Raw genomic sequence first — 17,190 nt, forward strand, 5'->3', positions numbered from 1 at the left:
CATGCAGTCCGACAGGCCGATCTTCGTCATCGGGTGCCCGCGTTCCGGCACCACGATGCTCCAGCTCATGCTGCACGCCCACCCGCGCGTCGCGATCCCGCCGGAGACCCGGTTCATGATCTCCGCCTACCAGCGGCGGCTCCACTTCGGCGACCTCACCGACCCCGCGTGCCGCCGGGAGCTCGCCGAGTGGCTGGTGAACCGCCGCCAGTCCCGCTTCCACCAGCTGGGGCTGGACGCGGCGGAGGTGGCCGAGCAGATCGTCACCGGCCCGCCGACGCTCGGCTCGGCGCTGGGCGTCGTGCTGCGGGCCTACGCGGCCCGGTTCGGCAAGCCGCGCTGGGGCGACAAGCGGCCCTCCTACTTCCAGAACGTCGACGTGCTGCTCCGGCTCTTCCCGGACGCGCAGTTCGTCCACCTGATCCGGGACGGCCGGGACTGCGTGGCGTCGCTGAAGGAGATGCCCTGGCACACCGGGACCGTGCACAGCTCGGTCTCCACCTGGGCCGAGGCGATCGACTTCGCCCGCCACCGCGCGCCGAAGCTGCCCGCGGGCAGCTACCACGAGCTGCGCTACGAGGACCTGACCGCCGACCCGGAGGGCGAGCTGCGCACGCTCTGCGCGTTTCTGGGCGAGGAGTTCGACCCGGCGATGTGCGAGCCGAGCCGGGTGGCGGGCGTCGCCGTTCCGGAGCACAAGACCTGGCACGTCAACACCCACCGCGAGGTGACCACGGTCCGGTCCGGCTCGTGGCGGGACCGGCTGGAGCCGGAGGAGATCGCGCTCTGCGAGAGCGTGCTCGGCGACCGGCTGGAGGAGTACGGCTACGAGCTGAGCGGGGCGCCGAAGGCCTCCGCCGCGCAGCTGCTCGCCTACGAGCGGACCGCGACCATGCGGCGGCTGGCCCGGACCAAGCGGGCCGCCCTGGACCGGGTGGTACGGCTCCGCGAGCCGAACCCGGTGGCCGCGCAGCTGACCTCCGCCCAGCTGGAGCTGGCCGGCCTGCCGCTCCCGCGGTTGGAGCCCGCGCTCACCGGATGACGTGCTCGAAGAGCTCCTCCCAGCGGTCCAGGACCCGCTCCAGCCGGAACTCCCCGGCGCGGGCGCGGGCCCCGGCGCCCAGGCGCCGCCTCCGCTCGAGGGGGTCTCCGCCGCCGTCCGCCGCCGGGAACATCAGTGCGGCCAGCGCCGCCGCGAAGGCGTCCACGTCGGCCGGGGGGACCAGCAGCCCCGTCTCCCCGTCCGCGACCAGTGACCGGACCCCGCCGGAGACGTCGAAGGCGACCGCGGGCACCCCGTGGGAGGCGGCCTCCGCGACGGCCAGCGGGAGCCCCTCGTGCTCGCTGGACAGGCCCAGCAAGGAGCCGCCGAGGTACTCGCGCGCCATCTCCGCCGCGGGTACCGCCCCCCGGAACACCACCCGGTCCGCCACCCCGCACGCCCGGGCGTGCGCCCGCAGCCGCTCCTCCTCGGCGCCCTCGCCGATCAGGTGGAGCTCCCAGCCGTCCGCCCCGCTCCGCGGCGGTTCCGCGGCCCTCCCCGCCGCGGCCGGACCGCCGGGCCCTCCGGTCCCGCCGGGGGCCCGGCCGCCCGCCCTGCCCCCGACGTCCCCGACGTCCCCGACGTCCCCGACGTCCCCGACGCCTCCGACGTCCCTGATGGTCCCGATGGTCCCGCAGGCCAGGGCGAAGGCCGAGATCAGCCGGTCGAAGCGCTTGACCCCCTCCAGCCTGCCGACCCCGAGCACCCGGCGGGCGGTCAGGCCGGCGGTCCGAGCGGGCCAGGCGGGCAGCGGGTTCGGGATGGACCAGGCGTTGGGCAGCCGCGCGTGCTCGGAGAACGACCAGGCGTCGTCCTCGCTGACGAACACCGCCTTCTCCAGGCGGCCGTAGTGGCCGCGGACCGAGCGCAGGTGCCAGGAGCCGCGGGCGTGCTGGTAGGAGCCGTGGTACTGGCCGATCGCCAGCAGGTGCTCCGGGAGCAGGGTCCTGATCCGGGTCACCACGCTCGGCGACGACAGCACCGCGAAGCCGGGGCCCAGCCGGCCGAACAGGGCGGCCAGCCGCCGCCGCTCGCGCCACCGGGCGGGCCGGGAGAGCGAGCCCGCCGGGGTCCGGTGGACGACGTGGCGCCGGTAGGAGGGCCGCTCCACGTAGCGGAACGGGTGCTCGGCCCGGTGCAGCCCGACCACGTGCACGTCGTGCCCGCGCTCGGCCAGGCCCTGCGCCACGGTGTGGGTGACCCGCTGGATCCCGCCCAGGGTGTCGGCGTCCAGGCAGGCGAACACGACGGTGCGCGTCTTTCGGCGCGTCTCCCGGCTCATCTCTCGCTCCCCAGCCGCTCCGCGTCCTCCGTACGGCTCCGGCCGTTCACCGCGGCCGTCCCCTCCGCGGCGGCCCGGGCGGGGGGCCGGGCGGGGACGGCGGGGCGGGGCCGGTCCGGGGGGGCTTCGGGACCGAAGAAGGCGTCGACCACCCGGGCGCTCGCCTCCCCCCTCTCGTCGGCGCACCACAGCTCGCGGAAGGCGGCGTACTTGGCGGCGAACGAGGCGGAGACCGCGTCCAGGTCGCGCAGTGCGGAGATCAGCTCCTCAGTGGTGTTCAGGCACGGGCCCGGTGCGATCGCCGGCAGGTCGTGGTAGACGCCCCGCTCCACCCGGCGGTACTCGTCCCAGTCGTCGATCAGGAAGAGCATGGGCCTGCCGGTGACCGCGTAGTCGCACATCACCGACGAGTAGTCGGTGAGCAGCGCGTCGGAGGCCAGCATCAGGTCGTTGATCTCCGGATAGGATCCGGCGTTCCGCACGAAGTGCCGCAGGCAGGCGGGGACCCGGTAGCGCTCGACCGGGTGGGGGCGGAGCACCACCACCCACTCGCCGGCCAGCGCCTCTGCCATCGCCGCCAGGTCGGCCCGGATCGACGCCCCGGAGAACTTGGACTGGTCCCGGTAGGTCGGCGCGTACAGCAGCACCCTGCGGTCCGGCGGGAGCTCCAGGCGCTCACGGACCCGCCCCACGGCCGCGGGGTCGCCGTGGACCAGCACGTCGCAGCGGGGCGAGCCGTACCGGAGCACCGGCCCGGTGTACTCGTTCGACGGGACGAAGATCCGCTCGAACTCGGCGCTCGGCGCGACCAGCGCGTCCCAGCGGGCCACGGCCGCCCGCCACCGCGCGCGCGGCCCCGGGAAGTCGGCGCGCAGGTCGGGGGAGTTGAAGCCGATCGACTTGATGCCCTGCCCGTGCCAGGTCTGCAGGTAGCGGGTCCGCGGCGGCTTGGGGTAGTCCAGCGGCAGGCCGTGGCTGTCCACCCAGTAGCCCGCCCGGGCCATCGTCCAGACGTAGCGCCAGCTCATCCGGCGCACGAGCCGGGCGCCGGACGGGAAGTTCCGCCGGTTGCGGGCGACCGACCAGACCACGCGGACCGGCGCCCCGCGCCGGCGCAGCTCCTCGTAGACGTAGCGGGGGTGGCCGGTGTAGCCCGCGCCGACGTCGGACTCGAACAGCGCCAGGTCCGGGCGCTGCGGCAGGACCCTGATCAGCCCCTTGTAGACGCGGAGCTTGAGCGCCGGGCTGCCCAGCCTCCTGACGAGGCGGGTCCTGACCCCCGCCAGCCGGGACGCCATGCGCAGCGCGCCCTGCCGCCGCCAGGCCACCCGCAGGACCCCCGCCGGGCCCTCGGACCTGACCGTGACCCGGTGGCCGGGGACGGTGAGCCTGACCGGTTCGGCGGCCGGGTCCGCCAGCAGCACGTCGGAGGTGCTGCGGCCGTCGGGGCGGGTGACGACGACCTTCGGCTCGTGGTGGCCGTCGAAGCCCAGCCGCCCGCCGGGGCGGAGCGCGGCCAGGTCGAGTGCCGCCTCGCTGAGGAGGCCGCCGCCGGGCTGCGCGCGGGGCGTCAGCCGTACCGTGTGCGGGCCGAGCTTCAGCGCGGCCGTCCAGCCCGGATGGGCGGCCAGCACCCCGAACGGGTCGTAGGTCCGGATCGTCAGGGCGAGCCGGGCGCCGCGCACGTCCAGGACCGCCTCGTGCCGGAGCCGGCTCGCGGTGAACGGCAGCTCGGCCATGCGCAGCGCGGTGATGTCCATGCCCGGGGAGGGGACGGAGCCCCAGTAAGTCCGGCCGTCCCTGCGCACGGCGGTGCGCGGCGGGGCCTGCGGGCCGTTGAGGGAGCGGGCGGCGACGGCCAGCTCGCGGGCCCTGCCCTCGAGGATCAGCGAGCAGCAGACCCGTGCGACCGGGTCGAGCCGGTCGAACACCGCCGGGTCGATCTCCGCCAGGTACGGCCGGGCGACGGTGGTGAACTCGGCGACCCAGACCGGGTCCCGCGCGGGCAGCGTGTTGAGGTAGACCCGCAGGTCCTGGCGGAGGAACCGGTGGTGGCGCTCGGGCAGCAGGTGGTCGTGGCCGTGCCGGCGCAGCGCCTCGTCGCTGAGGCGGGCCGCCCGGATGCGCTGCCGGGCGTTGTCCAGCTCCGCGTAGCGCAGCGAGATCGAGGTGGGGGCGGTGCGGGCGCGGGCCCGGTGCCAGTTGTAGACGGTCCACGGGACCACCGCGAACCTCCGGGCGGCGCAGTACAGCTCGGCGCTGAAGACGTGGTCCTCGAAGTGCAGGTCCTCCCGGAACGGGACCCGGCGGAGCAGTTCGATCCGGTAGAGCTTGTTGGTGGCGAAGGAGTCGAGGAACATCTCGGGCTCGGCGGCGATCCCCTCGACGGTCCTGCGCCGGGCGAACAGCTCGGGGTAGTAGCGCCGGCTCCTGCGGCTGCCCTCGTAGTAGCGGGAGATCTGCCCGGTGACGAAGTCGGCGCCGGTCCGCTCGATCTCCTCGAGCAGGCTCTTGCAGGCGTGCCAGGGCAGCCGGTCGTCGCTGTCGAGGAACATCACGTACGGCGCGCGGGCGGCGGCGACCCCGGTGTTGCGCGGCGCCCCGCAGCCGCCGCTGTTGGTCCGCCTGCGCACGTAGCGGACGCGGGGGTCCTGCTCCGTGAGGGCCCTGACGACCTGCTCGGTGTCGTCGGTGCTCGCGTCGTCCACGACGACCACCTCGACGTTGCGCAGCGACTGGCCCAGTACGGACCGCACGGCCCGGGGCAGCCGACGGGCGTCGTTGTAGGTGATGACGACCACGCTGCAGTCCGGCACATTGATCACAGTTTGAGGCATTCCCGCCAATTAAATGCAGGATTGTCCGTCTTATGGATTCATGTCACATTCTTTGCCGGTGCTTTACGGCGGCGCGGAAGGTGCGGATCACTCTGCGCGGGAAAGGAGCACGTCCTCTGGACGAGAGGGAGGGTCGTCCCCGCATCGGGCGGGTCCGGGGCTTGGCGGTGCGAGGGTCCGCGCGGTGCGGGGAGCGCTGGGGGGATCACCGTATCGCCGAGGCGACTTTCTCCTACCATCGGTAGGATAAGTGCTACCGTAGGTGGCATGAGTGGTGGAACCAAGAAGTTCAGCGTCACGATTCCAGAGCATCTCGCTGAGATCGTGCAGGAGCGGATCGGCAAGGGCAGTTTCTCGGCCTACGTCTCCGAGGCGCTCCTGCGGCAGGTCGAGCGGGACAACCTCCGCGAGCTCATCGAGGCGGCCGAGTCTCAGCACGGCCCCGTGGACCGTGCCGAGGTCGAGGCCAAGCGCTCTCTCCTGCGGGCCGACCCCGGCGTGCGGGACGAGAGCGGTTCGGCGGCATGATGCCGGGAACGCTCGTCCTCGACTGCGAAGGCCTGTCCAAGGCAATCCTCCAGGATCCCGGTCTGACCGAATGGCTGGTGGTGGCGGAGGAGGAGGACATCCGCGTGGTCGTCAGCGCCGCGACACTCGTTGAGGTGTCGCATCCCAGATTGAACAGGGCCCGCTATGACTGGACCCTGTCCAGGCTGAACGTCGAACCCGTCACGAAGGAGATCGCCCGTGACGCTGCCCGCCTGCTCGCCGAGGCGGGACTTCACGGCCACAAGTACGCCATCGACGCCATGGTGTGCGCCACGGCGCTCCGATCGCCGGGACCGGTCACCGTACTGACCTCCGATGTCGATGACATCGCGGCCATCGGGCAGCGGCGTCTGCGCACGGTGAAGATATGAGGGTGCGCTAACGGCGGGCGTGCAGCACGCGGCGGGCGAGCCAGGCGAGCAGGGCGAGGCCCGCCAGGACGGCGGCGGCCGGAGCGGCGCGGCGCAGGAGCGGGACCCCGGCGACCTCCAGCAGGTCGAGCGCCTCCTCGTCGGGGGTGCGGGAGGTGCGGGCGGTCCCGCCGGGGTGGGTCTCCTGCCGCCGGTCCTGTGCGGCGGACGCCTGACCCGCCGGGAGGGGCTCCCGGCCGGGGGAGGGCACCGCGGTCAGGTGGCGGACGGGGTGGGCCTTCCCGCCCGGCTCGCCGGGGCCGGCTCCCTCCCCGGGTGATCCGCCGGTCCCGGTGGATCCGGCCGCCGGTGCGGGGGCCGCGACGGGCGCCTGATCCGGTCCGCCGACCGGCCCGGCGGCGGACCCGGCGGGCTCCGCGACGACCCCCGTGACCCCCGCGGCCTCCGCGGGCCGCGCGGACGGCTCCGCGGCGGAGCCCTCCGCCAGCAGATCGGCGAGGGCGGCGGCGAACCGGTCGATGAGCTTCGCGCCGACCTCGGCCATCACGCCCCGGCCGAACTGGGCGGGGCGGCCGGTCACGGCGAAGGACGTCTCCACCGAGACCCGGGTCTCCTCGCCCTCCGGGCGGAGCCGGGCGGTGACCGTGGCGCTCGCCGTGCCGGAGCCCCGCGCCTCCTTGCCGGAGGCCTTCAGCACCGCGGTGTGCGTGTCCTTGTCGACGTCCTCGAACGCGGCCGAGCCCCGGTAGGTGACGGTGATGGGGCCGACCTTCACCTTCAACCGGCCGGTGAAGGAGTCGCCCTCCACGGACTCGAGCGCCGCCCCCGGCAGGCACGGCGCGACCCGTTCGACGTCGAGCAGCACCGCCCACGCCTGCTCGACCGGGACCGGGACCGTGAACTCGTGCTCGAACCGCATCGTCATCGACCTACTCCTTCGACCAGCCGGCCGGGGCCGCTCCCGCGGCGCCTGCGATATCTGTGACAGTACGACTACGGACGGGTCATCGCCAGAGCGAGCGCCGCACCGGCCGGGGCGAGGCGAGGAAGGGGGAGACGCCCCGGCCGGTGGGCGCGGCTCGGACGGGCGCCGGCCGTACGGCACGGCTCTGGACGGACGCGGACCGCACGGCCCACACGGCCCGCGCGGCGCGGACTCGGCCGAGCCCGCACTCAGCCGAGCGCGGACCGCACGGCGCGGTAGGTCAGCACCCGGGCCAGGTGGCGCCGGTAGTCGGGCTTGGCGTGCAGGTCCGCCACGGGTGAGGCGCCCTCGTCCGCCAGCCCGCAGGCGTCGCGGACCGGATCACGGCCCCCGCCGGGGAGCCCGCCGGCGGAACCGCCGCCGCCCGAGCCGGCCGGCGCCGGGGTCGCGCCGCGCAGCGCCGCCTCCGCGGCGTGCGCCCGCACCGGGACGGGTCCCATGTTGGTCAGCCCGATCCGGGCCTGCGCGATGCTCCCGCCCTCGGTCCGCACGGCGGCCGCCACGCCGACGACCGCCCAGGCCTGCGCGGTCCGGTGGAACTTCTCGTAGTGGAATCCCCAGCCGTCACCGAGCTTGGGCACCCTCACCCCGGCCAGGATCTCGCCCGGCTCCAGCGCGGTCTCCAGGTAGCCGGTGAAGAAGGCGGCCGCCGGGATCTCCCGCGCTCCCCGGGCGGAGGCGGTGACGAGCACGCAGTCCAGGGCGAGCGCGACGGCGGGCAGGTCCCCCGCGGGGTCGGCGTGGGCCAGGGAGCCGCCGAGGGTGCCGCGGTGCCGTACGGCGGGGTCGGCGACCGTGGCGGTGGCCAGTGCGAGCAGCGGGGCGTGCTCGCGCACCACCGCCGAACGCAGCACCTCGTCGTGGGTGGTGAGCGCGCCGGCGAACACGTGGTCGCCCCGGTCGTGCACGCCGCGCAGCTCCTCCAGCCGCCCGATGTCCACCACCAGAGCGGGGTAGGCGAGCCGCAGGCGCAGCAGCGGGAGCAGGGACTGGCCGCCGGCCAGCACCTTGACGTCGCCGTCACCGGAGTCGGCGTCGTCGAGGAGCCGGCAGGCCTCGTCCAGGGCCGTGGGACGGACGTAGTCGAAGGGGGCGGGGATCACTGCGCACCTCCGTCGGTCGCGGCCTGCTCCGGGAGGCCCGCACCGGCCCCGTCGGCCCCGGCCCCGGCCCCGGCGCCGGAGCCGGTCTCGGAACGGGCTCCGGGTGGTCCGGCCGTGCCCGAGGCGGCGCCGGAGCGGTTCAGGGCGCGCCAGACCCGTTCGGGCGTGCAGGGCATCGGGACGTCGCGCACGCCGTACGGCCGGAGCGCGTCGACGACCGCGTTGACCACGGCCGGGGTCGAGGCGATCGTCCCCGCCTCGCCGACGCCCTTCACGCCCAGCGGGTTGCTGGTCGCCGGGGTCTCGGTCCGGTCGGTGACGAAGTCCGGCAGGTCGGCCGCGGACGGGATCAGATAGTCGGCCATCGTCGTGGTGAGCAGGTTGCCGCCGGTGTCGTAGACCGCCTCCTCGAACAGGGCCTGGCCGATGCCCTGCGCGATGCCGCCGTGCACCTGGCCCTCGACGATGAGGGGGTTCACCACGCGGCCCACGTCGTCCACGGCCACGTAGGAGCGGATCCGCACCGCGCCCGTCTCGGTGTCCACCTCCACCGCGCACAGGTGGGTGCCGTGCGGGAAGGAGAAGTTCTCCGGGTCGAAGGTCGCGTCGGCGTCCAGCCCGGGCTCGAAGCCGTCCGGCAGGTCGTGCGCGGCGAACGCGGCCAGCGCCAGCTCCTGGATGGTCCGGCCCGCCCCTCCGAGGCCGGTGCCGCGCACCCGGAACGCGCCGCCGGCGAACTCGACGTCGTCGTCGGCGGCCTCCAGCAGGTGCGCGGCGAGCCGTTTCGCCTTCTCCTTGACCTTCTCGCAGGCGGCCAGCACGGCGACGCCGCCCACGACCAGCGAGCGGGAGCCGTAGGTGTCCAGGCCCCGCGGCGAGACCGCGGTGTCGCCGTGCAGCACGGAGACGTCCTCGAACGGCACGCCCAGCGCGTCGGCCACGATCTGGCTCCAGGCCGTCTCGTGCCCCTGGCCGTGCGGGGAGGTCCCGGTGACGACCTCGACCTTGCCGGTGGGCAGCATCCGCACCGAGGCGTGCTCCCAGCCGCCCGCCCCGTAGTTCAGCGAGCCGAGCACCCGGGAGGGCGCCAGGCCGCACATCTCGGTGTACGTCGAGACGCCGATGCCGAGCTGGACCGGGTCGCGCCGCTCGCGCCGGTCGGCCTGCTCGGCGCGGAGCTTGTCGTAGCCGAGCAGGGCCAGCGCCCGCTCGGTGGCGGCCTCGTAGTCGCCGGAGTCGTAGGTGAGGCCGGCGACCGTGGTGTACGGGAACTCCTCGCGGGTGATCCAGTTGCGGCGCCGTACCTCGACGGGGTCCAGGCCCAGCTCGGCGGCGAGCTCGTCGACGGCGCGCTCGATCGCGAACGTCGCCTCGGGGCGGCCCGCCCCCCGGTAGGCGTCGGTCGGCATCTTGGTGGTGAAGACGCCCGTGCAGGTGAAGTCGTAGGCGTCCATCTTGTAGATGCCGCTGTACATGAACGCGCCGAGCAGCGGCACGCCCGGCGTGACCAGCATCAGGTAGGCGCCCATGTCGGCGAGCAGGTCGACCCGCACGCCCCGGATGCGCCCGTCCCGCTCCGCCGCCAGGGAGATCCGCTGGATCTGGTCGCGGCCGTGGTGCACGGTCTGGTTGCCCTCGGAGCGGGACTCGGTCCACTTGACCGGCCTGCCGAGCCGGCGGGCCAGCAGCAGGCTCAGCACCTCCTCGGCGGTCACCTGGAGCTTGGAGCCGAAGCCGCCTCCCACGTCGGGGGCGACCACGCGGAGCAGGTGCTCGGGGATGCCGGTGGTCAGCGCGAGCATGACGCGCAGGATGTGCGGGATCTGGGTGGCCGAGTAGAGCGTGAAGCCCTCGCCCTCGGGGACGGCCACCACCGCGCGCGGCTCCATCGCGGTGGGGATGAGGCGCTGCTGGACGTAGGTCCGGTCGATCACCACGGGGGCGTCGCGGAACGCCGCCTCGGCGTCGCCGCCGGAGAACTTCCAGGTGAAGGCCTGGTTTCCGGGTTCGTGCACGGCCGGCGCGCCCTCGGCGAGGGCCTCCGTCATGTCGAGCACCGCCTCCAGCGGCTCGTAGTCGACCTCGATGGACTCCAGCGCGTCCGCGGCCCGGTAGCGGTCGGTCGCGACCACGCAGGCCACGGCCTCGCCGGCGTAGCGGACCCGGTCGACGGCCATGGGCGGGTGGTCGGGGATGACGACGTCCTCGCTGACCGGCCAGGCGCACGGCAGGCTGCCCTGCTCGCCGTCGAGGTCGCGGCCGCTGAAGGCGGCGACCACGCCGGGCAGGGAGCGGGCGGCCGAGACGTCCACCCGGGTGATGCGGGCGTGCGCCAGCGGGCTGCGCAGGAACGCCACGTAGAGCATGCCGGGGAACTGGATGTTGTCGGTCCACCGGGTCCGGCCGGTGATCAGCCGGGCGTCCTCCCGGCGTCTGCGGGCCCGGCCGACCTCGCGGCCGCCACCCGGGTCCGCCGGTCCGCCGGGCCCGCCGGGTCCGCTGTGTCCGGTGGTCTGCCGGGCGGCGGGCCCGGCGTCGGCGTCGAGCTGCTCGGTCACGGGGCCGGCACCTCCTCGCCGGACATCGCGCGGGCGCCGCGCCGTACCGCGCGGACGATGGTGCAGTAGCCGGTGCACCGGCACAGGTTGCCCTCCAGCCCGGCCCGCACCGCCTCCTCCGAGGGGTCCGGGTCGTCCTTGAGCAGGTCGATCGCGGCCATGATCATGCCCGGGGTGCAGTATCCGCACTGCAGGGCGTGCTCCTCGTGGAAGGCCTTCTGCATGGGGTGCAGCTCGCCGCCCGAGGCGAGGCCCTCGACGGTGACGATGTCGCTCCCGTCGGCCTGCACGGCGAGCACGGAGCAGCTCTTGGCGCTGCGGCCGTCGAGCATCACCGTGCAGGCGCCGCAGTTGCCGGTGTCGCAGCCGATGGGGGTGCCGGTCCTGCCGAGCCGGTCCCGCAGGAAATGGACGAGGAGGAGGCGCGGCTCGACCTCCTCCTCGTAGGTGACTCCGTCGACGGTGACGGTGACCGTGGGCATACGTCCTCCAGTTCACCCCCGGGGGGCAGGAGAAGTGAGAGCCGTTTCACACCGAACGTACGCCTCTGTCGTCCCGGGTCAACCGTCCATCCCTCAGAAGACGGGAAGGACGGAATCGTCACCGGGTGCGCGCGGGCCGAGGATCCGGCGTTCGGACCCGGAGATCCGGACGTCGTTGATGCTGGCCTCCCTGCGCCGCATCAGGCCGCTGTGCGGCCCGTCGTCGGCGAACTCCCACAGCTCGTTGCCGTAGCTGCGCCACCACTGGCCGCCGGCGTCGTGCCACTCGTACTGGAACCGCACGGCGATGCGGTTGCCGCGGAACCCCCACAGCTCCTTGCGGAGCGCGTAGTCCAGCTCCCTGCTCCACTTGCGGGCCAGGAACTCCTTGATCTGATCCCGGCCGACGATGAACTCGTCGCGGTTGCGCCAGACGGAGTCGGGCGTGTAGGCCAGTGAGACCCGCTCCGGGTCCCGGGTGTTCCACGCGTCCTCGGCCGCCCGGACCCTGGCCCGGGCCGTCTCCTCGGTGAACATCGTGCCTCCTCCCCTCATACGCCGGCGGCCGCCGCCACGGGCGGGTTGTGGCGGGAACGGTCCCCGGCGGCCCAGCGGAGCGGGAGCGCGCCGCGGACGTGGACGGCCTCGTCCACGTCGAACCCGACGAGGCGCTGCGCCCCGGGGACGTCGCCCGGGTCCCAGTCCACGCGGGCCCGGCCGGTCAGGTGCAGCGCGTCGCCGCTCTCCCAGTCGAGGAAGAGCAGGCCGCAGCGCTCGTCCAGCTCCAGGTTGCCGAGCGTCATGTACATCATGTTCCCGGGGTAGTCCGGCCAGACCAGCCTCCGGTCGCCGGCGACCCGGACGAACCCCGGGCCGCCGCCCCGGTGGGAGACGTCGGCGCCCAGGCCGGGGGCCCGGGTGGCCACGAAGAAGGTGTCGGCCCGCGCGATCCACTCCTGCTGCCCGGCGGTGAGCGTGTCCGTCCGGGACACCGCCGGGCCCGGCCCGTGCCCCGGCCCGGCGTCCTCTCCGCTGATCTCCCGGACCCGGATGTACTTGGGACAGTTCGCGTAGACCTGGTCGGTGCGGACCACCAGCCGGTCGCCGTGGCGGCGGGCCCGGCCGTTGACCCGCATCCGCCGCCGGGTGGCCGGTTCGATGGCGAGCATCCCGATCTCGTGCCCGGTGTCCGCGCCGTGCCCGGTGTCCGCGCCGGGAGCGGTCTCCGGACCGGGAGCGGTCTCCGCGTCCGTGCCGGGGCCGCGGGCAGCGCCGCGGTCCGGGCGGGGGACGCCCTCGGAGAGCACGGCCAGCGGGTCGTGCCGACCGGGCAGCGCGCGGACCACGACGGTGCGGTCGCCGTCGGGCGCGGCGAAGCCCGCGGGCCCGGACAGCGCGCTCGCCCACACCCGGCCGGAGGCGTCGGCGGCGCCGATGACGACCATGCGCTGCGCGCGCAGGAAGTCGCCCGCCACGGCGGGGATCTCCGCCCGGGCGCGCGCCGATCCCCAGTCTCCGGGCCGCACCCCGGCCCGCCGCTGCACCGCGATCTCTCCCGGGTGCCTCATCACCACTCCCTCCTCGCGGGACGTGCCTTTCTAGAAGAAGCCACAGGTGGGGGCCTCACCGCTGGGGGCGGGGCGGTCCCCGGCGCCGTCGGGCGCGTAGATCTCCAGCCGGATGCCGTCCGGGTCCTCGAAGAAGACGCCGCCGGAGGCCGATCCCTCGCGGTGCGGGACGACGCCGTCGTGGTGGAGCACGGCTCCGAGCCCCCGCACCACCGTCTCGGCCCGCCGTACCGCCTCGATGTCCGGCACCTGGAAGGCCAGGTGGTGCAGGCCGGGCAGACCGGCGGCGAAGCGGCCCTCGCTCTGCTGCCAGAGGGTCAGCACCAGCGTGCCGTCGAGGCCGAGGAAGGCGTGGCGGCGGCCCTCCTCGTGCGACTCGCCGAGCACCTCGAAGCCGAAGACCTTCCGGTAGAAGTCCAGGGACGTGTCGAGGTCGGAGACGTTGAGGCCGATGTGGCCGGTCCGGAAGGTCATCGCGTTTCTCCCATCGCATTCCCTAACGGTCTGTTCCGTTAGGTCTACAGGGAGACCCTAACGGAAAAATTAATTCTTTACCGTTATATTCGTGTGATGTGCATCACATAGTGATCATGATGGAAGGAGGGGTTGTGGGATACTCCCCGCGTGCGCCGTTCGCCCCGCCACCTGCTCCGCCGGGCCGCCGACGTCGCGGTCACACTCGTCGTGATGTGGTTCCTGGTCGCGATCGTGGACGAGAACGCGGCGGCGCACCCGGTCCCGCTGGTGGTCGCCGGGAAGCTCATCGCCGTGACGCAGAGCGTGGTGCTGTGGTGGCGGCGTTCCCGCCCGGTGCCGGTGATGGCGGTCGCGCTCGCGGGCGGGCTCGTCGTCCACCTCCTCGCGCCCCACGGGGTGTTCCCGGTCGCCGGTCTGGTCGCGCTCGGCTCACTGGCCACCGTCCGGCCGCCCCGCTTCTCACTGCCCGCGCTGGCCGCGCTGCTCGCCCTCACCGCGCTGAACTTCCTCACCGCTCCGGTGGAGGACGCGCAGTTCGCGATGGTGTTCCCGATCGTGGTCTGGGCGCTGGGAGAGGCCCTGCGCAGCCGGCGGTCGGCGGTCGAGGAGGCGTCCCGCCGGGCGGCAGGCGAGGAGCAGGCCCGGATCGCCCGGGAGCTGCACGACGTGATCGCGCATAGCGTCTCGGTCATCGTGGTGCAGGCCGCCGCCGCGGACGACGTCTTCGACGAGCGCCCGGACCAGGCCCGTGCGGCGCTGCGCTCGATCGAGTCGGCGGGCCGCGAAGCGCTGGGTGAACTACGCCGTCTGCTGGCCTCGGTACGGCCGGGCGCGGAGGGTGAGCCGCCGCATCCGCAACCCGGTCTGGAGCGGCTCGAGGAGCTCGTGGAGCCGCTGCGCGCCGCCGGCCTGAAGGTCGTGGTCCGGAGGGAAGGACCCGGCGGCGTCCCGCTGCCGGCCGGGGTCGACCTCTCCGCCTACCGGATCGTTCAGGAGGCGCTCACCAACACGCTGCGCCACGCCGCCGCCGACCGCGCCGAGGTGACCGTCCGCACCTCCGCGGAGACGCTGGAGCTGGAGGTCGTCGACGACGGCCGCGGCGCCCCCCGGGAGGGCGGCGGTGACGCCGCCCGCGTCCACGGCCGCGGGATCGCCGGGATGCGCGAGCGTGCCGCGATGCTCGGCGGCACGCTCGACGCCGGCCCGCTGCCCGCGGGCGGGTTCCGGGTGCACGCGCGGCTGCCGCTGGAGGCGGTGCGATGAGCGTCCGGGTCCTCCTGGCGGACGACCAGGCGCTGGTCCGCGGCGGTTTCCGGATGATCCTGGACGCCAGGGACGACCTCGAGGTGGTGGGCGAGGCCGGCGACGGCCGCGAGGCGGTGGCGCTGACCGCGGCGCTCCGGCCCGACGTGGTGCTGATGGACGTGCGGATGCCCGGCGTCGACGGACTGGAGGCGACCCGGCGGATCGCCGCCTCCGGCAGCCCGGCCCGTGTCATCATCCTGACCACCTACGACGTCGACGAGGCGGTGTTCGCCGCGCTGCGCGCCGGGGCGAGCGCCTTCCTGCTCAAGGACGCGCGTCCTGCCGAACTGGTGGAGGCGGTCCGGGTGGTCGCACGGGGGGACGCGCTGCTGGCGCCGTCGGTCACCCGCAGGCTGCTCGACCGCTTCGCCGCCGCGCTACCCGATCCCACCGGGCCCCCGCCCGGTCTCGACGGGCTGAGCGAGCGCGAGGTGGAGGTGCTGCGGCTGGTCGCGCTCGCGCTGTCCAACGCCGAGATCGCCGAGCGGCTGGTGCTCACCGAGGCCACGGTCAAGACGCACGTCTCCGCGGTGCTGCGCAAGCTCGGCCTGCGCGACCGGGTGCAGGCCGTCGTGCTGGCCTACGACCTCGGGCTGGTACGGCCACGCTCCCTCTGAAGTCGGAGCGGCGGGACCGCGTTCCGACGAAAGTCGGGAAACGGATCCGATCCCGCGCCCGATGCGGGGGCGGACCGCCCGGACGTACCGTCGCCGGCATGACCGATCACTCCTTTGCCGACCACTCGTATTCCGTGAGGGCCGCGACCGCCCCCGTGCCCGCGACCACTCCGGCCTCCCCGGCGGGTCCGTCGTGATCGCGCCGGAGTCCCTTGCGCTGCAGGGCTGGCCCGGCTTCCTGCCCGACCTCGGAAACCTTGCGATCAAGGCCGGGATCGTCCTGGTGGTCGCGGTACTCGTCGGGCTGAGCGAGGTCGGCCGGAGGGACCGGCAGGACGGGAGGAACGGCCGGAGACGGGACGGGCTGCGGAGGAACGGCCGGCGCCGGGGAAGGGAGGAGCCGTGACGCGGACGGCGGACCCGGTGCGGCGTCTCGCGCCCGTTGCCGGGCTGTTCCTCCTGGCCCCGCTGGTCGGCGAGTACCTGCTCGGCAACCTTCCCTCGTCGGAGATCCTGGGCGTGCTCTTCCTCGCGCCGATGTACGGCGGCGGGGCGATCCTCGTCCGCGAGGCGGCCCGGCGCACCGGACGCGGCTGGCCCACGATCCTGCTGCTCGGAGCGGCGTACGGCCTGCTGGAGGCGGGCCTGCTCGACCAGTCGCTGTTCAACCCCGCCTTCATCGAGGGCCACGACTTCCAGAAGGAGGCGCCCGTCCCGGTGCTGGGCATCAGCGCCCACAACGCGCTCTCCTTCGTCGCCGGGCACGCCGTCTGGAGTATCGGCGTCCCGATCGCCCTCATCGAGGCCATGACGCCCCGCCGGAGCACCACCCCGTGGCTGGGCGGAATCGGCCTGGCCGTGACCTGCGTCGTCTTCGCCCTGGGCTCGGCCGCGCTGTTCTACGGCCTGTACGAGGAGAGCGGCTTCCTGGCATCGGCGCCGCAGCGGGCCGGCACCGTCGTCGTGATCGCCGTCCTGATCGGCGCCGCGTTCACCGTCGGACGCCGCCCTAGTCCGGTGGCGGACAGGCGGGCGCCGAACCCGTGGGTGGCCGGTGCGACGGGGTTCGTGCTGTCCGGACTGTTCTTCGCCCGTCCCGAGGGCTGGTGGGGCGTGGCCGCGGGCCTCGGACTGCTCGCCGCCGCGGCGGCCGTGGTCACCCGGTGGTCGCGGTGCGACGGCTGGGGCGCGGCGCACCGGCTCGCACTGGCCGGCGGCGCGCTGCTGACCTACTGCTGGGGCTGCTTCGTCCTGCTGCGGATCCTGGACCTGGCGAGCACCGCCAACCTGGTCGGCCAGGCGCTCCTCGTCCTCGGGGCGGTGGCTCTGCTCTGCGCGGCGGGCCGGACCGTCCGCACCACGTCGGGGGAGCCTGGGAAGGCATGAGCACCCGCGGGACGTCTCCCGTCCGGGTCACGCGGTCCTGTGCTGGCGGTAGTGGCGGGCGGCGCGGGCGCGGTTGCCGCAGCCGACCGAGCACCACTCCTGACGGGCGTGCTCCTTGATGAAATACAGCACGCAGGGCGGGGACGGGCAGACGCGGAGCCGCTCGCGCTCGGGCCCGGACAGCAGGGCGATCGCCGCCGAGGCGAGGGCGGCGCGGATGCGCGCGGACACGTCCGCGTCGCCTGAGGGGACCTGCCGCGTGGTGGGAACGCCGCCATCGGGCCACTCCAGCCGGGCCGCCAGCGGTACGGCCAGCGCCGCGGAGTTGACCAGGGCGAGCGCCTCGGCGAACTCCGGCAGCCGGTGGGCGTCCGCGCTGCTCGGCGGGGCGGGCGCCACCGCGCGGGCGAACAGCGCGCGCACGGACTGGCGGAGCTCGACCACCTCGCGCCGGAGCTGCTCGGTGGCGGTGAATCCGGGATCGAGCCCCAGCTCCGCGGCGTGCGCCCGTGCCCATCCGGTCATCCCGGCCACGTCCGCCAGCGTGTCCACCGGCCCGCTCCGCGTGGCGCGGACGGTGCCGGTGAACTCCAGAACCATCATCCTTCGAATCTAACGCCTGCGGCCG

Annotated in this window: 17 protein-coding genes; 7 read left to right on the forward strand and 10 right to left on the reverse strand. The window is 74.4% G+C overall.

Translation table 11 applies throughout. The features are described from left to right. The first annotated feature begins 1 nt into the window (after position 1). Positions 2–1,042 (forward strand): sulfotransferase family protein, encoded by a 1,041-nt coding sequence (locus ACFOWE_RS06035; RefSeq protein ID WP_377285947.1) that lies wholly within the window; start codon positions 2–4, stop codon positions 1,040–1,042. On the opposite strand, the gene ACFOWE_RS06040 is transcribed toward ACFOWE_RS06035, so the two are convergent. Together ACFOWE_RS06040 and ACFOWE_RS06045 are read right to left on the reverse strand one after the other, a co-directional pair. Next, positions 1,032–2,324, reverse strand: a complete 1,293-nt coding sequence (locus ACFOWE_RS06040) for a glycosyltransferase (RefSeq protein WP_377285948.1) — start codon at positions 2,322–2,324, stop codon at positions 1,032–1,034. The two genes, ACFOWE_RS06035 and ACFOWE_RS06040, sit on opposite strands and share 11 nt — an antisense overlap. Beyond that, a complete protein-coding gene (locus tag ACFOWE_RS06045) occupies positions 2,321–5,161 on the reverse strand; it encodes a bifunctional glycosyltransferase/CDP-glycerol:glycerophosphate glycerophosphotransferase (protein WP_377285949.1) in 2,841 nt (946 codons plus the stop codon). The genes ACFOWE_RS06040 and ACFOWE_RS06045 overlap by 4 nt, the downstream gene beginning before the upstream one ends. Before the next feature lie 267 nt (positions 5,162–5,428). Between ACFOWE_RS06045 and ACFOWE_RS06050 the strand changes: the two genes are divergently transcribed. After that, positions 5,429–5,689 carry a CopG family transcriptional regulator gene (locus ACFOWE_RS06050; RefSeq protein ID WP_377285951.1) on the forward strand — a complete coding sequence of 87 codons (261 nt, stop codon included), beginning with the start codon at positions 5,429–5,431 and terminating at the stop codon, positions 5,687–5,689. Next, a complete protein-coding gene (locus tag ACFOWE_RS06055; RefSeq protein WP_377285952.1) occupies positions 5,686–6,081 on the forward strand; it encodes a type II toxin-antitoxin system VapC family toxin in 396 nt (131 codons plus the stop codon). Before ACFOWE_RS06050 ends, ACFOWE_RS06055 begins: the two co-directional genes overlap by 4 nt. A 7-nt stretch (positions 6,082–6,088) precedes the next feature. On the opposite strand, the gene ACFOWE_RS06060 is transcribed toward ACFOWE_RS06055, so the two are convergent. From ACFOWE_RS06060 to ACFOWE_RS06090, 7 genes are all read right to left on the reverse strand, one after another. Beyond that, entirely contained in the window at positions 6,089–7,006 is a 918-nt protein-coding gene (locus ACFOWE_RS06060) for an SRPBCC family protein (RefSeq protein ID WP_377285954.1), read from the reverse strand. A 248-nt stretch (positions 7,007–7,254) separates the two neighbouring features. After that, positions 7,255–8,169, reverse strand: a complete 915-nt coding sequence (locus ACFOWE_RS06065; RefSeq protein ID WP_377285955.1) for an FAD binding domain-containing protein — start codon at positions 8,167–8,169, stop codon at positions 7,255–7,257. After that, positions 8,166–10,583, reverse strand: coding sequence for a xanthine dehydrogenase family protein molybdopterin-binding subunit (locus tag ACFOWE_RS06070; RefSeq protein ID WP_377286456.1), 2,418 nt, complete (start codon positions 10,581–10,583; stop codon positions 8,166–8,168). Before ACFOWE_RS06070 ends, ACFOWE_RS06065 begins: the two co-directional genes overlap by 4 nt. 140 nt (positions 10,584–10,723) lie before the next feature. After that, on the reverse strand, positions 10,724–11,209 hold the full coding sequence (locus ACFOWE_RS06075; protein ID WP_377285956.1) for a (2Fe-2S)-binding protein: 486 nt from the start codon (positions 11,207–11,209) through the stop codon (positions 10,724–10,726). A gap of 93 nt (positions 11,210–11,302) precedes the next feature. Further along, complete coding sequence (locus ACFOWE_RS06080; RefSeq protein WP_377285958.1) at positions 11,303–11,746, reverse strand: nuclear transport factor 2 family protein; 444 nt, start codon at positions 11,744–11,746, stop codon at positions 11,303–11,305. A 14-nt stretch (positions 11,747–11,760) separates the two neighbouring features. Next, the gene (locus ACFOWE_RS06085) at positions 11,761–12,777 is read right to left on the reverse strand and encodes a pyridoxamine 5'-phosphate oxidase family protein (RefSeq protein ID WP_377285959.1); all 1,017 of its coding nucleotides are present in this window, start codon (positions 12,775–12,777) and stop codon (positions 11,761–11,763) included. 30 nt (positions 12,778–12,807) lie between these two features. Beyond that, positions 12,808–13,251 (reverse strand): VOC family protein, encoded by a 444-nt coding sequence (locus tag ACFOWE_RS06090; protein ID WP_377285960.1) that lies wholly within the window; start codon positions 13,249–13,251, stop codon positions 12,808–12,810. A 150-nt stretch (positions 13,252–13,401) separates the two neighbouring features. Here ACFOWE_RS06090 and ACFOWE_RS06095 point away from each other — a divergent pair, with 150 nt between their 5' ends. From ACFOWE_RS06095 to ACFOWE_RS06110, 4 genes are all read left to right on the forward strand, one after another. Beyond that, the gene (locus tag ACFOWE_RS06095) at positions 13,402–14,517 is read left to right on the forward strand and encodes a sensor histidine kinase (RefSeq protein WP_377285962.1); all 1,116 of its coding nucleotides are present in this window, start codon (positions 13,402–13,404) and stop codon (positions 14,515–14,517) included. Next, on the forward strand, positions 14,514–15,176 hold the full coding sequence (locus ACFOWE_RS06100) for a response regulator (protein WP_377285964.1): 663 nt from the start codon (positions 14,514–14,516) through the stop codon (positions 15,174–15,176). Before ACFOWE_RS06095 ends, ACFOWE_RS06100 begins: the two co-directional genes overlap by 4 nt. 193 nt (positions 15,177–15,369) lie before the next feature. Next, a complete protein-coding gene (locus tag ACFOWE_RS06105) occupies positions 15,370–15,582 on the forward strand; it encodes a hypothetical protein (protein ID WP_377285965.1) in 213 nt (70 codons plus the stop codon). After that, positions 15,579–16,562: a hypothetical protein gene (locus ACFOWE_RS06110; protein ID WP_377285966.1), complete on the forward strand. Its 984-nt coding sequence runs from the start codon at positions 15,579–15,581 to the stop codon at positions 16,560–16,562. Before ACFOWE_RS06105 ends, ACFOWE_RS06110 begins: the two co-directional genes overlap by 4 nt. Positions 16,563–16,589: 27 nt before the next feature. Here ACFOWE_RS06110 and ACFOWE_RS06115 read toward each other — a convergent pair whose 3' ends face one another. Further along, positions 16,590–17,165 carry a CGNR zinc finger domain-containing protein gene (locus ACFOWE_RS06115; protein WP_377285967.1) on the reverse strand — a complete coding sequence of 192 codons (576 nt, stop codon included), beginning with the start codon at positions 17,163–17,165 and terminating at the stop codon, positions 16,590–16,592. Positions 17,166–17,190: the final 25 nt, after the last annotated feature.

The organism is Planomonospora corallina, assembly GCF_042650625.1.
Classification (GTDB): domain Bacteria; phylum Actinomycetota; class Actinomycetes; order Streptosporangiales; family Streptosporangiaceae; genus Planomonospora_B; species Planomonospora_B corallina.